At 65.8% G+C, this 13,562-nt stretch carries 11 protein-coding genes; 3 read left to right on the forward strand and 8 right to left on the reverse strand.

Going from position 1 to position 13,562, the window contains the following annotated elements:
* Positions 1-28: 28 nt before the first annotated feature.
* From prmA to WKW77_RS21115, 3 genes are read left to right on the forward strand one after another with little or no spacing between them, the layout of a single operon-like run.
* Positions 29-913: a 50S ribosomal protein L11 methyltransferase gene (prmA, locus tag WKW77_RS21105; RefSeq protein WP_340358837.1), complete on the forward strand. Its 885-nt coding sequence runs from the start codon at positions 29-31 to the stop codon at positions 911-913.
* A 54-nt stretch (positions 914-967) separates the two neighbouring features.
* Entirely contained in the window at positions 968-2,314 is a 1,347-nt protein-coding gene (locus WKW77_RS21110) for a zinc-ribbon and DUF3426 domain-containing protein (protein WP_340358838.1), read from the forward strand.
* Positions 2,315-2,366: 52 nt separating this feature from the next.
* A complete protein-coding gene (locus WKW77_RS21115; RefSeq protein WP_340358839.1) occupies positions 2,367-3,269 on the forward strand; it encodes a carbohydrate kinase family protein in 903 nt (300 codons plus the stop codon).
* A gap of 67 nt (positions 3,270-3,336) precedes the next feature.
* Here the strand turns inward: WKW77_RS21115 and WKW77_RS21120 are convergent, their stop codons facing one another.
* The 8 genes from WKW77_RS21120 to WKW77_RS21155 form a co-directional block, all read right to left on the reverse strand.
* Positions 3,337-3,828 carry a histone H1-like DNA-binding protein gene (locus WKW77_RS21120; protein ID WP_340358840.1) on the reverse strand — a complete coding sequence of 164 codons (492 nt, stop codon included), beginning with the start codon at positions 3,826-3,828 and terminating at the stop codon, positions 3,337-3,339.
* Positions 3,829-4,021: 193 nt separating this feature from the next.
* Positions 4,022-5,260, reverse strand: coding sequence for a ribonucleotide-diphosphate reductase subunit beta (locus tag WKW77_RS21125; protein ID WP_340358841.1), 1,239 nt, complete (start codon positions 5,258-5,260; stop codon positions 4,022-4,024).
* A gap of 150 nt (positions 5,261-5,410) precedes the next feature.
* Positions 5,411-8,320: a ribonucleoside-diphosphate reductase subunit alpha gene (locus WKW77_RS21130; protein WP_340358842.1), complete on the reverse strand. Its 2,910-nt coding sequence runs from the start codon at positions 8,318-8,320 to the stop codon at positions 5,411-5,413.
* 352 nt (positions 8,321-8,672) lie between these two features.
* A complete protein-coding gene (gene ampD / locus WKW77_RS21135) occupies positions 8,673-9,263 on the reverse strand; it encodes a 1,6-anhydro-N-acetylmuramyl-L-alanine amidase AmpD (protein WP_340358843.1) in 591 nt (196 codons plus the stop codon).
* Positions 9,256-10,800 (reverse strand): sigma-54-dependent transcriptional regulator, encoded by a 1,545-nt coding sequence (locus WKW77_RS21140; RefSeq protein ID WP_340358844.1) that lies wholly within the window; start codon positions 10,798-10,800, stop codon positions 9,256-9,258. The genes ampD and WKW77_RS21140 overlap by 8 nt, the downstream gene beginning before the upstream one ends.
* A gap of 4 nt (positions 10,801-10,804) precedes the next feature.
* Complete coding sequence (locus WKW77_RS21145; protein WP_340358845.1) at positions 10,805-12,499, reverse strand: sensor histidine kinase; 1,695 nt, start codon at positions 12,497-12,499, stop codon at positions 10,805-10,807.
* The gene (locus WKW77_RS21150; protein ID WP_340358846.1) at positions 12,496-12,741 is read right to left on the reverse strand and encodes a PP0621 family protein; all 246 of its coding nucleotides are present in this window, start codon (positions 12,739-12,741) and stop codon (positions 12,496-12,498) included. The genes WKW77_RS21145 and WKW77_RS21150 overlap by 4 nt, the downstream gene beginning before the upstream one ends.
* A complete protein-coding gene (locus tag WKW77_RS21155; protein ID WP_340358847.1) occupies positions 12,738-13,547 on the reverse strand; it encodes a cytochrome C assembly family protein in 810 nt (269 codons plus the stop codon). The genes WKW77_RS21150 and WKW77_RS21155 overlap by 4 nt, the downstream gene beginning before the upstream one ends.
* Between the last annotated feature and the right edge of the window lie 15 nt (positions 13,548-13,562).

Consider the following 13,562-nt stretch of genomic DNA (forward strand, 5'->3'; position numbering starts at 1 on the left):
TGTTCACTTCGTACCTTGAAGGATTGCGATGTTTGAGCTTCGTTTGCTGGTGCCGGAAGACAGCGTCGAGATCGTCAGCGATGCCCTCGACGCGCTCGACGCGCTGAGCGTCTCGGTCGAGGATGCCGACGCGCAGACCGATGCGGAGCAAGCCTTGTTCGGCGAGCCCGGCATGCCGCCGCCCAAGGAGGGCTGGCAGCGTTCGCGGGTGATTGCGCTGTTCTCGACAGAGGCGCTGGCGCGGGAGGCCGCGTCGGTGCTGTCGGCGCAGGATTTCTTCGAGGGGTGCAGCGTGATCGGCGTGGTGGACGTGCCCGAGCAGGATTGGGTGCGGCTCACCCAGTCGCAGTTCGCGCCTGTCGAAATCACACCCGAGTTCTGGATCGTTCCGACCTGGCACGAACCGCCCGCGCAGGCGCGGCAGGTCATCCGTCTGGATCCGGGTCTGGCGTTCGGAACGGGAACGCATCCGACCACGCGCATGTGCCTGCGCTGGACCGCGTCACGCGGGGATCTCGCCGGACAGCGTGTGCTCGACTACGGATGCGGTTCCGGCATCCTGGCGATCGGCGCTGCGAAGTTCGGCGCAAGGGACATCGATGCAGTCGACATCGATGAGGCCGCAGTCGAGTCGACGCGGCTCAATGCCGACGCGAACGGCGTGCGCCTGAATGCCGGATTGCCGGATGCTGCAAGCGGCCGTTACGACGTCGTGCTGGCGAACATCCTTGCGACGCCGCTCAAGGTGCTCGCGCCTCTGCTGTGCGGCTATGTGGCGCAGGGCGGTTCGCTGGTGCTGGCCGGCATCCTCGAGCGGCAGGCCGATGAGCTGAAGCAGGCCTACGCACCTTATGCGTCGCTCGAAGTCTCGGACAGCGAGGACGGCTGGATCCTGATGACGGCCCGGCTCTAGCGGGCTCTGGCCTCGTCGTGCCTCACGCGGGCGCGACCCTACAATCTGCGCCTCATGAGTCTGGTCACCCGCTGCCCTGCGTGCGCCACCCCTTTCAAGGTGGTCAGGGACCAGCTTCGCATCTCCGACGGATGGGTGCGATGCGGGCGCTGCAGCCAGGTCTTCGACGCGACCGTGGATCTTCAGGATGCCACCGGTTTCCATGTGGAAACCCCCGTGCCGCCGCTTGCGTCCGAGCTCGACGTGCCGATGCGGGATGAGGTTGTCGAGACGATTCCCGGCGACATGGCGGCCCCCGGTGATCCTGCACCCGTCGAGCCGCCCGCGGAGGCGCAGCAGTGGGGCGGCGAGCCCGCCTTGGCCGATGCCGAAACGGATTTCTTCGACGATCTGCAAGAGGCGCTGACTGCAGTCCAGGCGCTTCCAGCGCCCGCGTCGGTGCCGGCGGCCCCGCTGGCGGCGGATGACGATGATGCGGATCGGGCCCACACGCCGGCTGGCGAGATGGTTCCCGACGTGGCGTGGCCCGCCGCGGACATGCTGTCGCTCGGAGACGAAGGACGCGCTGCGGTGCGTCCGCCAGTGCCGCCTCCGTTGTCCTTTCCCGATCTCGATCTTTCGCTGGCTTCTTCATCCCTTCCCGCAACGGTGGTTCCCGCGACTGCATCGGCGGAGGATGCGACCAATACCCGGTTCATGCCGGACGATGGGAGCAATGTCCAACTGCAGAAGGCGCTGCGCCGCGCGCGCGCCAAGTCCGCAAAGATCGCGAAGGCCAAGGCCCGCGAGCAGAAGGCCGCGCCTGTCGAGACTGCGCCCGTGGTGCTGTCCGCCAGCGAGCCCGAACCTTCCACCGAGCCGATGGTTGCCGAAATGCCGGCATTCTTCGGCACCGACGCAGCCAAGGGCTTTTGGCAGCGTCCCGCAGTGCGAAGCGCGATGGGGTTGCTCGCTGTACTCGGCGTCGTCCTCCTGCTGGGGCAGATGGCCTACCAGGAACGCGACCTGATCGTCGCGCGGCAGCCATCGCTGCGTCCCGCGCTGCAGTCCATGTGCAAGGTACTGGGTTGCGAGGTTTCCGCACTTCGACAGATCAACGACATCAAGGTCGATGGTGCATCGTTCGCGCGCGAGAAGAACGACGATGGCTACCGATTCAGCTTCACGCTTCGGAACGCGGCGGAGGTGCCGCTCGCGATGCCTGCCGTCGAGCTGTCGCTGCTCGACACGCAGGAGCGCGCCGTCGTGAGGCGCGTGCTCATGCCTGCAGAGTTCGGCGCGCCGAATGTCCTGCCGGCGCGTTCGGAGCGATCGGCTTCGCTTTCGCTCAGGTTCACCGGCCCCGAAGCTGCGCTCATGCCGCCCGTAGCCGGCTTTCGTGTGGAGACGCTCTATCCTTGAGCGCTCCACGCCCTCTTCCATTCATTCGACAACTCCATCAGACGGTTCACCCATGGCAGCAGTGATTTGCGGTTCGCTCGCGTTCGACACGATCATGACCTTCGAAGGCCGGTTCGCCGACCAGATTCTTCCCGACCAGCTGCACATCCTCAATGTGTCGTTCCTGGTCCCTGGCCTGCGCCGTGATTTCGGCGGTTGCGCGGGCAACATCGCCTACAGCCTGAACGCGCTGGGCGGCCATGCGCTGCCCATGGCCACTGTCGGCAGTGACGGCGATGCCTACGTGGAGCGGCTGCGTTCGTTGGGCATCAGCACCGAGTTCGTTCGCCAGGTCGACGAGACCTTCACCGCGCAGGCGATGATCATGAACGACCGCGACAACAACCAGATCACGGCGTTCCACCCGGGCGCGATGCAGCAGGCGCACATCACGCGCATCGCAGCGCGCGAGGACATCCGCATCGGCATCATCGCGCCCGACGGCCGCGATGCGATGCTGCAGCATGCCGAACAGTTCAAGGCCGCGGGCATCCCGTTCGTGTTCGATCCAGGCCAGGGTCTGCCGATGTTCGACGGCAAGGAGCTGGCGCACTTCGTCGATCTCGCGAGCTGGGTGGTGGTCAACGACTACGAAGGCAAGATGCTGTCGCAGCGAACCGGCTGGAGCCTGGGAGAGATCTCCGAGCGCGTGCGCGGCCTGGTGGTGACGCTGGCCGCCGAAGGCTGCGAGGTCTGGACACAGGGCGAGCGCGAACATGTTCCGGCTGTAACGCCGGCCGCGGTGGTCGAGCCGACGGGCTGCGGCGATGCGTGGCGCGGCGCATTGCTTTACGGGCTGGAAAAGGAATGGCCGCTTGCGCGCTGCGCCGCACTCGGCAATCAATTGGGCGCACTCAAAATTGCCCAGCGCGGTCCGCAGAATTACACGGTGGATCGCACGGCGCTTGGCCTTTAATTCGGCCAGGAACAAAAAAAGCCCGGTGCGTGAGCACCGGGCTTTTTCTTTGACAGCGATTGAAGACTCAGGGCTTGCTGGCCGTCGGGAACGGCCATGCTGCCTGGGGATTCAGCGTCGTCTGGGCGGAAGGAGCAGCAGCAGCGGCGGGGGCAGCGGCAGCAGCCTTCGCGGGGGCCTTGGCCTTCTTGGCAGCAGGCTTTTTCGCTGCTTTCTTGGCGGCAGGCTTCTTGGCTGCAGCCTTTTTCGCAGGGGCCTTCTTGGCGGCGGCCTTCTTGGCAGGCGCCTTCTTGGCTGCTACCTTCTTGGCAGCGGCCTTCTTCGCCGGGGCCTTCTTGGCCGCTACCTTCTTGGCAGGAGCCTTCTTTGCCGGGGCCTTCTTGGCCGCTACCTTCTTGGCAGGAGCCTTCTTCGCCGGCGCCTTCTTGGCCGCTACCTTCTTGGCAGGGGCCTTCTTCGCCGGAGCCTTCTTGGCCGCTACCTTCTTGGCAGGAGCCTTCTTCGCAGGAGCCTTCTTCGCAGCGGCCTTCTTGGCCGGCGCTTTCTTTGCAGTTGCCATTTCTATTTCTCCTTGATCAAGTTGAAAAAATCAACCTCTTGAAGCACTCCACGCATGTTGGACATCGCGGAGCGATCCATGGTGTTGGGGCCTGCCCCAACACCATGAACACCGACGCCCTACCGATGCCGCACTCTTTGGTGCAGTCTGTCGGCAAGGGCAAGTTCTGAACTCACTTTGTTCTTGTCGAAAATCAATCCCAGGAGAGCGCACCACCCGACTGATACTCGATCACACGGGTTTCGAAGAAATTACGCTCCTTCTTCAGGTCAATCATCTCGCTCATCCATGGGAAGGGATTTTCTTCATTCGGGAAGAGCGTTTCGAGGCCGATCTGCTGCGCGCGCCGGTTGGCGATGTAGCGGAGATAGCCCTTGAACATGGAGGCGTTCATGCCGAGCACGCCGCGCGGCATGGTGTCTTCGGCATATCGGTATTCGAGCTCGACGGCCTTCAGGAAGAGGGCCTTGATCTCCGCCTTGAACTCCGCGGTCCAGAGGTGCGGGTTCTCGAGCTTGAGTTGGTTGATCAGGTCGATGCCGAAATTGCAGTGCATCGATTCGTCGCGCAGGATGTACTGGTACTGCTCGGCGGCGCCGGTCATCTTGTTCTGGCGGCCGAGCGCAAGGATCTGCGTGAAGCCGACGTAGAAGAAGAGACCTTCCATCAGGCAGGCGAAGACGATCAGCGACTTGAGCAGCTTCTGGTCGTTCTCGGGCGTCCCGGTGTGGAAGTTCGGGTCGCTGATGGCGTCGATGAACGGGATCAGGAACTGGTCCTTCTCGCGGATCGACGAGACCTCGTTGTAGGCGTTGAAGATCTCGCTCTCATCGAGCCCGAGCGATTCGACGATGTACTGGTAGGCGTGTGTGTGGATCGCTTCTTCGAAGGCCTGACGCAACAGGAACTGGCGGCACTCGGGCGCCGTGATGTGGCGGTAGGTGCCCAGCACGATGTTGTTGGCGGCCAGCGAATCGGCGGTCACGAAGAAGCCGAGGTTGCGCTTGACGATGCGGCGTTCGTCTTCGGAGAGGCCGTTCGGGTCCTTCCAGAGCGCGATGTCGCGCGTCATGTTCACTTCCTGCGGCATCCAGTGGTTGGCGCAGGTGGCGAGGTACTTTTCCCAAGCCCACTTGTACTTGAACGGCACCAGCTGATTGACGTCGGTCTGGCCGTTGATGATGCGCTTGTCGGCTGCCTTGACGCGGCGGCCCGCGGGCAAGGCCGACGCGGTGGTCTGCGTCGCACGCGCTGCAGCAGCGTCAGCGTATGCATGCGCGACAGGTGCGACGGAAGAAACTTGGGGAGCAATTTGCGAAGTCGGAAACTCCGACGAGCGGCCGACTTGCGTGCCGCTGTTCGATGGGTGCCGCAATCCTTGTTGAAGATTCGTTGGCAAGGAGGGCTTGACTTCTTCGTCCCAGGTCAACATAGAAAAATCCAGTGCTCAAATTATGTGAGCAACGATGTGAGTTGCAAAGCGCTCGTACACATCGTGCTCCAATTATGTTGTCGTTATGTTGTTCGCATGCATCGCAATTTGTCAGGCAATGCCGCGAACCACGCCAACTTCATGCCGACATCACTGGCACGCTTCGCAGGTCGGATCGTCGACGCCGCAGAACGCGATGTCGGTTGCGGGGATCGCATTCATCTGCGCTTGCGCTGCCAGAGCCGCTGCTTCGAGTGCGCTCATGCCGGACGATGCATCGCCGCCCGATGACACTGCGTTGAGTCGACCCGATTGAACCGTCGACTTCTCTGCATGCGTCGCGCTCTGCGTGCGCAGGTAGTAGGTGGTCTTCAGGCCGCGCAGCCATGCGAGCTTGTAGGTGTCGTCCAACTTCTTGCCCGAAGCGCCGGCCATGTAGATGTTCAGCGACTGCGCCTGGTCGATCCACTTCTGGCGACGTGCCGCGGCTTCGACGAGCCAGGTGGTCTCGATCTCGAACGCGGTGGCGTAGAGCGCCTTGATGTCCTGCGGCACACGGTCGATCGGGCGCAGCGAGCCGTCGAAGTGCTTCAGGTCCATCACCATGACGTCGTCCCACAGGCCCAGGCGCTTGAGGTCGCGCACCAGGTAGTGGTTGATGACCGTGAACTCGCCGGAGAGGTTCGACTTGACCGAGAGGTTGCCGAAGCAGGGCTCGATCGAGGCGTCCACGCCGATGATGTTGGAGATGGTCGCGGTCGGTGCGATGGCCACGCAGTTGGAGTTGCGCATGCCGTCGGCCTTGATCTTCTGGCGCAGCTCGTTCCAGTCGAGCGTGGACGAGCGGTCCAGCTCGACGTAGCCGCCGCGCGCCTTTTCGAGCAGGTCGAGCGTGTCCAGCGGCAGCACGCCCTTGTCCCACAGCGAGCCCTTGTAGCTCGAGTACTTGCCGCGCTCGCGCGCCAGCTCGGTCGAGGCCCAGTAGGCGTAGTAGCAGATCGCTTCCATCGATTCGTCGGCGAACTGCACCGCTTCCTGCGAGGCGTAGGGGATGCGCAGTTCGTACAGCGCGTCCTGGAAGCCCATCAGGCCCAGGCCGACCGGGCGGTGGCGCAGGTTCGAGTCGCGCGCCTTCTTGACTGCGTAGTAGTTGATGTCGATCACGTTGTCGAGCATGCGCATCGCCGTGGAGACGGTGCGCTTGAGCTTTTCCTGATCGACCTTGCCGTCCTTCAGGTGCTGCAGCAGATTGACCGAGCCGAGGTTGCAGACCGCGGTTTCGGTGTCGCTAGTGTTCAGCGTGATCTCGGTGCAGAGATTCGACGAGTGAACCACGCCGGCGTGCTGTTGGGGCGAGCGCACGTTGCAGGCGTCCTTGAACGTGATCCACGGATGCCCGGTTTCGAACAGCATCGTGAGCATCTTGCGCCAGAGGTCGGTCGCGGGCAGGGTGCGGCTCGGCTTGAGGTCGCCGCGCGCGGCCTTCTCTTCATAGGCGACATAGGCCGCTTCGAACTCGGCGCCGAACTTGTCGTGCAGGTCGGGCACGCTCGACGGCGAGAACAGCGTCCAGTTGCCCTTTTCCATCACGCGGCGCATGAACAGGTCGGGAATCCAGTTCGCCGTGTTCATGTCGTGCGTGCGGCGGCGGTCGTCGCCGGTGTTCTTGCGCAGCTCGAGGAATTCCTCGATGTCGAGGTGCCAGCTTTCGAGGTAGGTGCAGACCGCGCCCTTGCGCTTGCCGCCCTGGTTGACCGCGACGGCGGTGTCGTTCACCACCTTCAGGAAGGGCACCACGCCCTGCGATTCGCCGTTGGTGCCCTTGATGTGGCTGCCCAGGGCGCGCACGCGCGTCCAGTCGTTGCCCAGGCCGCCTGCGAACTTGGACAGCAGGGCGTTTTCCTTGATCGATTCGTAGATGCCGTCGAGGTCGTCCGGCACGGTGGTCAGGTAGCAGCTCGACAGCTGCGAACGCAGCGTGCCGCTGTTGAAGAGGGTCGGCGTGCTCGACATGAAGTCGAAGGACGACAGCACTTCGTAGAACTCGATCGCGCGGGCCTCGCGGTCGATTTCGTTGAGCGACAGGCCCATCGCGACGCGCATGAAGAAGGCCTGCGGCAGCTCGATGCGGGTCTTGCGCACGTGCAGGAAGTAGCGGTCGTACAGGGTCTGCAGGCCGAGGTAGTCGAACTGGTTGTCGCGTTCGGGCTTCAGTGCGGCACCCAGGCGCGCCAGGTCGAACTGCAGCAGCTTCTCGTCGAGCAGCTCGTTGTCGACGCCCTTCTTGATGAACTGCGGGAAATAGTCGGCGTAGGCCTGTGCGCGCTCGGCGGGCGGCACTTCGCGGCCGATGATCTCCTTGAAGATCGTGTGCAGCAGCAGGCGCGCGGTGGCGAAGGTGTAGTCGGGGTCCTTCTCGATCAGCGTGCGGGCAGCGAGGATCGACGCCTTGTAGACCTCGTCGAGCGGCACGCCGTCATAGAGGTTGCGCATCGTCTCGGCCACGATGGGCTCGGCGGTGATGCTGGCGCCCAGGCCGGCGCAGGCCGATTCGATCAGGCCCTTGAGTTCGTTGATGTCGAGCGCGACGCGTTCGCCGCGGTCGAGCACATGCAGCGTCGGGGTCGCCGGCACTTCCTGCTCGCCCTGCTTGGTGCGCTCCTGCGCGCGGCGCTCGCGGTACAGGACGTAGGCGCGGGCGATCTCGTGGTGACCGCCGCGCATCAGGCCGAGTTCGACCTGATCCTGCACGTCCTCGATGTGGAAGGTGCCGCCGCCCGGACGCGAACGCATCAGCGCGCGCATGACGTTCTGCGTCAGCGTGTCGACGGTCTCGCGCACGCTGGCCGAGGCGGCACCCTGGGTGCCGTGCACGGCCAGGAAGGCCTTCATCATCGCGACGGCGATCTTGTTCGGCTCGAAAGGAACCACTGCGCCGTTGCGGCGAATGATCTGGTAGTGGGCGAGTGCGTTGCTGGCGGGCGAGCCGGCAACGTCACGGTTTTGCGCTGTCGAGGGTACGGCGCGAGCGGTGGAAGGGGTGTTCAGGGCAGTTTGCATTCGATCCTCTTTTGGCAAATTCTTGTGGACGGCGGAGCCGCTCTGGCCTTTGTTTCCGGCTGTAAATGCCAGGCAGGGGCACACTATATCTAGGGTCCAAGGGGTCTACAACCCACTAGATATAGTGTTTTACAGAAACAACAACCATTGTGAAATTTGCTATTTGGGGGGTCAGCGGGCGGCGAGGCCGCTTCCCCGTTGGGTCAAGGTAGCGTGGCCCCCGATCCATGGGCGTCTGCGGCGGATTTGGGCCTGAAAAGCGCATGGTTGCTGCGAGTGCGACTTGCCGATAGCGGATTTTCCGCGGCGCAGCATGCGCACATCGCCGCGGACTGGCCGATTGAAAAAATCTTCAGGGATCGAGCGTGGCGGGCGGGAACATCGACCGGTCCCAGCCCAGCTGCTCACGCAGGAGGCGCCAGTCGAAACCCGGCCCCGGATCCTGCTTGCGGCCCGGCGCGATGTGCTCGTGGCCCGCGATGAAGGCGGTCGGGTAGGCTTGGGCGATGGCGGGGCACAGGCTCGCCAAGGTCTCGTACTGCGCGCTTTCGAAGGTCTCGCCCTCGAGTCCCTCGAGCTCGACGCCGATCGAGTCGTCGTTGCAGTTCGAGCGGCCGCGCCATGAGGAGGCGCCCGCATGCCAGGCCCGGTCGTCGCAGCTGACGAACTGCCACAGCTCGCCATTTCGCCGCACATAGAAGTGCGCCGAGACCTCCAGGCCGCGGATCTTCTCGAAATAAGGATGCGCATCCCAGTCGAGACGATTCGTGAAGAGCGCCTGCACCTCCTCGCCTCCGTACTGGCCTGGCGGCAAGCTGATCGAGTGCACGACGATCAGGTCGATCCGTGCGCCCGGCGGTCTCGGCCCGAAGTTGGGCGACGGCAAGGGCCGCGCGAAGCGATACCAGCCGGAACGCCAGAGCCCGTCGGTCGGCTCATTCATCGCTGCCGAAGCCGTTGGCGTCGTCGCCGTGGGGCGTCGTGATGCCGAGACGCGCGATGCGATAGCGGATCTGGCGCAGGCTCAGGCCGAGCCGGGCGGCGGCGGCAGTGCGATTGAAGCCGGTCTCCTGCAGCGCGCGCACGAGGATCTGTCGTTCCTGCTCGTCGAGGTAGGTCTGCAGGTCGGGCGGTACCGTGGCGGGTGCGCGCGCAGGTGCGGCCGGCGCGACCTGCGCGGCTGGAGGCGCGGCAGCCGGCGGCGGTTCGAGGGTGCGTTCGAGCGGCGCCGGCGCGGTGGTCGTGCCCATGAGGTCCACATGGAGCACGTCGCCTTCGCTGAGTGCCACCGCACGGTGCAGAAGGTTTTCGAGTTCGCGGACGTTGCCGTGCAGCGGATGCGCGGCCAACTGCAGAAGTACCTCGGCCGACAGCGTCGGGGCCGGCATGCCGGCGTCGCGTGCGATGCGCCCGAGCAGTGCATGGCAGAGCGCCGGCAGGTCCTCGCGCCGATCGCGCAGCGCCGGCACCGCGATCTCGATCACGTTGAGGCGATAGAAGAGATCCTGCCGGAAGCGTCCGGCCTGCACCTCCGCGTGCAGGTCCTTGTGGGTCGCGCTCACGATGCGGACGTCCACCGCGTCTTCCTGCGTCGACCCGATCGGCCGAACGCTGCGCTCCTGGATCGCGCGCAGCAGCTTGGACTGCATCGCCAGCGGCAGATCGCCGATCTCGTCGAGAAAGAGCGTGCCGCCGCGCGCCGCCTGGAAATAGCCGTCGCGGTCCTGCGCGGAGCCGGTATAGGAGCCCTTGCGCGCGCCGAAGAATTCGGCTTCGAGCAGGTTTTCGGGAATCGCACCGCAATTGACTGCCACGAAAGGACCGTCGCTGCGCTGGCTGCAGGCATGCACCGCGCGCGCCACCAGTTCCTTGCCGGTGCCGGATTCGCCGCGCACCAGCACCGGTGCCATGCCGCGCGCCACCTTGGCGATGCGCGCCTTCACGAGCCGCATCGGTTCGGACTCGCCGACCAGCCGCTCGAGCGCCGCCGCGCCGCTGCCGCCGATGGCAGGCGCCGACTTGCCGGCCTCCTCCGTGGGTTCGATCGTCTCCGCGGAGCGCGTCGGCCGGTTGGGTGCCGCGACCTGCGCCGGTGCCTGCACGGCCGATGCCACCACCGAACGGAACTGCTTCAGGTCGACCGGCTTGGTGAGGTAGTCGAATGCACCGGCCTTGAGCGCTTCCACCGCGTTCTCCGCCGAGCCGTAGGCGGTCATGACCACGCAGCGCTCGCTGCGCTGGTCTTGCTGGATGCGCTGAAGAATCTGCATGCCGAGGCCATCGGGCAACCGCATGTCGGTGATCACTGCATCGAAGCGGCCGGCATCGAGGTGCTCGCAGGCTTCCGATACGCTCCCCGCGGCTTCGACCCGGTAGCCCTCGCGCAGCAGCGTCAGCTCGTAGAGCGTGCGCAGGTCGGGCTCGTCGTCGACCACGAGGATCTGCGCGGGTCGCGATGCGTTGGGGTTGGGGGTGCTCACGGCCCTATTGTGTCAGCCGGCTTTCGGCGGGCGCAAATGCGACGAAGAACTCGTTGCCCTCGGCGCCCCCTGGCGAGAGGGCCCTGCGCTCGTAGCCGATCGTGGCGCCGTGGCGCTCGCACAACTCGCGGCAGAGGAAGAGCCCGAGCCCGCTGGAGCGGCTCTCCGAGGAGAAGAAGGGTTCGAACAGATGGCGCTGCACCGCCGGTTCGAGGGGCGCGCCGTCGCTCCAGACCTGCAGGCTCGCGCGGCCCGCGGGGCTGACCCGGGTACCGACCTGGATCGAGCCTTCGCGATCGCCGGCGTAGCGCGCCGCGTTGTCGAGCAGGTTCACGAGGATGCGGCGCAGGTGCTCGACATCGAAGCGCACGTCGCATCCCGGCGCATCGAGGGAGAGCAGGACGCCCTGCTGCTTCGAGTGCAGCACCCACTCCTCCGCGAGCGTGCGCACTGTCGAATCGAGGCTCACCTGCTCGTCCAGCGGCAGCACGCGCTGCTGACGGGCGCGCGCCACGTCGAGCACATCGTCGACGATGCGCGCCAGCCGCTGCGCGTTCTGCTGGACCATCGTGGTGAGCTGGCGATGCGCCGGGTCGACGAGGTCCTCGCCCAGGAGTGCGCTCGCTTGCGTGATCGCTGCGAGCGGATTGCGGATCTCGTGGGCGACCGCGGCCGACATCCGCCCCATGGCCGCCAGCTTTTCGGTGCGGATGCGCGCTTCGAGCTCGCGCAGATCCTGCAGGAAGATCACGCAGAGGCTTTCGGTACGCATGTCCCTGGACTGGGTGAGCCGCGTGCGGACGCGGACTTCGCGCGGCGTGCCTTGCGACTGTGCGATCGGAATCTCGCGGGCCTGGGATGATCGCCGCGCAAAGGTCTGGCGGGCCAGGGCTGCCAGCGGAACCCATGCCGGATGGGCACTCAACGCGAAGGGCAGCGGAATCCGGGCCAGGCCCTGGCCGAGGATGGCATCCGCGGCGGGATTGGCGGCGTGGACCTGTCCCTCTGCGTCGACTACCAGCACGCCCTCGCTGAGCGTCTCGATCACGAGGTCGTTGAGTAGCGCATGCATCTGCGCGGCGCTGCGGCTGCGCTGCGCCAGCGCTTCCTCGCGCGTCAGCCGTCGCGCGAGTTCGTGCGCAAGCAGTGCCACCACGAAGAGACCGGTGCCCGACAGTGCAGCCTGCACGATGCGCGGCGAGGTGTCCGAAGGCTGCTCCACCCAGTACCAGGCGGCGTGGCCGAGCAGCAGCAAAGTGGCCGCAGCCGTGGTGCCGAGGCCGACGGCGCTCGTGCCGAGCACGGCGCCCATGAGCACCGGCAGCGCGAAGAGCGGCGTGTAGTTGATGCCGCCCACCTGCATCACCTGGAGCGCCGTGTACGCGACGAGGTCGAGCCCGATGGTGTAGAGCCAGGCGCCGCCGAGGCCACGCATCGGCTTGAACGGGGCATAGCGGGCGGCGACCAGGACGGCCACCACATAGGCCGACGAAAGCGCGATCGCCGGCAGGTTCGCCGGCTGGGCCCCGATCGCCAGCCCGATGCCCTGCAGCAGCAGCAGCACTGCCGCGACGAAGCAGCGCGCCGCCATGAACCCGCGCCAGAGCCTCAGCTGGGCGGGGCTCTGGGTGCTGATGAATTTTTCGAGCGAGCTCCAGTCGGTCGCCGGGTCGCCGCGTGACCAGAGGTAGGAGGTCATCCCTGCGCTTCGGCGGCCTGGCGGTGGGCCGCGCTGCAATAGATCCGGCCGGCGCTGTCGCGCACTGCGTCCGTCGCCGGCAGGTGCAATCCGCAATGTGCGCAGCGGACCATCTCCTTCGGCGCGCCCACGGCGGGACGCGTCGGCTGGGGCGGCGGGCGCGAGCGCAACTCCTCCTGCCGGCCCTTGCGCCAGAACCAGATGGCGATGAAGACGACGGCCAGGACCAGGAGGTATTTCATGCAGGCGTGCGAGACAGGACGACCTCGAGGACGAAGCGCGATCCCACGTAGGCGAGCAGCAGCAATGCCGATCCCGCGTACAGAACGCGTCGGGCGGTGCGGCCGCGCCAGCCGAACCGCACGCGGCCGATCAGCAGCACGGCGAAGGTGGCCCAGGCGAGGATCGAGAACACGGTCTTGTGGTCCCACTTCCACGCGCGGACGGCGGCGCCGTAGAGTGTCTCGCTGAAGAAGATGCCAGCCAGCAGCGTGGCCGACAGCAGCACGAAGCCGGCGGCGACGAAGCGGAAAGTCAGCCTTTCCATCGTGAGCAGCGGCACGCCGCTTTGCGTTTCGGCCGCGAGGCGGATCTGCCGCTCGGCGCGGGTCATGAGCCAGGCATGGATCACCGCGGCGCCGAACAACCCGTACGAGGCGATGCCCAGCGCCAGGTGCAGTGGCAGCCAGGGCGAAGCTGCGACATGCAGCGGCGTTCCCGCAAAGAGCACCGCCAGTAGGACGGCGATCGCGCCCAGGGCGGCGAGCGCGCGCCGGATCTTGAGTTGCGGATACAGGCGGCTTTCGATGCCGTACACCGTGAGCACCAGCCACGCCGTCATGGAGATCGCCGGCGCCCAGCCGAAGCGCGGGCCGCCGCCGGTGAGGCCGTCGGCAAGAGTACAGCCGTGCAGCAGCCACGCCAGCGCCAGCATCCATTGGGTGGACGCCCGACTGAGCCAGGAGGACGCGGCGGCCGTGATGCCATAGGCGACGGCGGTGGCGATGCCCAGCGCCACGCCGAGTGGGGAGGGGATCGCTAAAATCATTGATCGAGTGTAAAG

Origin of the sequence: Variovorax ureilyticus (genome assembly GCF_037889935.1) — a bacterium.
Lineage (GTDB): Bacteria > Pseudomonadota > Gammaproteobacteria > Burkholderiales > Burkholderiaceae_C > Variovorax > Variovorax ureilyticus.

Excerpts from the sequence above, each read along its gene's own strand:
- WKW77_RS21115 (WP_340358839.1), top strand. The coding sequence starts at position 2,367 with ATGGCAGCAGTGATTTGCGGTTCGCTCGCGTTCGACACGATCATGACC.
- WKW77_RS21110 (WP_340358838.1), top strand. The coding sequence starts at position 968 with ATGAGTCTGGTCACCCGCTGCCCTGCGTGCGCCACCCCTTTCAAGGTG.
- WKW77_RS21155 (WP_340358847.1), bottom strand. The coding sequence starts at position 13,547 with ATGATTTTAGCGATCCCCTCCCCACTCGGCGTGGCGCTGGGCATCGCC.
- WKW77_RS21125 (WP_340358841.1), bottom strand. The coding sequence starts at position 5,260 with ATGTTGACCTGGGACGAAGAAGTCAAGCCCTCCTTGCCAACGAATCTT.
- prmA (WP_340358837.1), top strand. The coding sequence starts at position 29 with ATGTTTGAGCTTCGTTTGCTGGTGCCGGAAGACAGCGTCGAGATCGTC.
- WKW77_RS21145 (WP_340358845.1), bottom strand. The coding sequence starts at position 12,499 with ATGACCTCCTACCTCTGGTCACGCGGCGACCCGGCGACCGACTGGAGC.
- WKW77_RS21130 (WP_340358842.1), bottom strand. The coding sequence starts at position 8,320 with ATGCAAACTGCCCTGAACACCCCTTCCACCGCTCGCGCCGTACCCTCG.
- WKW77_RS21150 (WP_340358846.1), bottom strand. The coding sequence starts at position 12,741 with ATGAAATACCTCCTGGTCCTGGCCGTCGTCTTCATCGCCATCTGGTTC.
- WKW77_RS21120 (WP_340358840.1), bottom strand. The coding sequence starts at position 3,828 with ATGGCAACTGCAAAGAAAGCGCCGGCCAAGAAGGCCGCTGCGAAGAAG.
- ampD (WP_340358843.1), bottom strand. The coding sequence starts at position 9,263 with ATGAATGAGCCGACCGACGGGCTCTGGCGTTCCGGCTGGTATCGCTTC.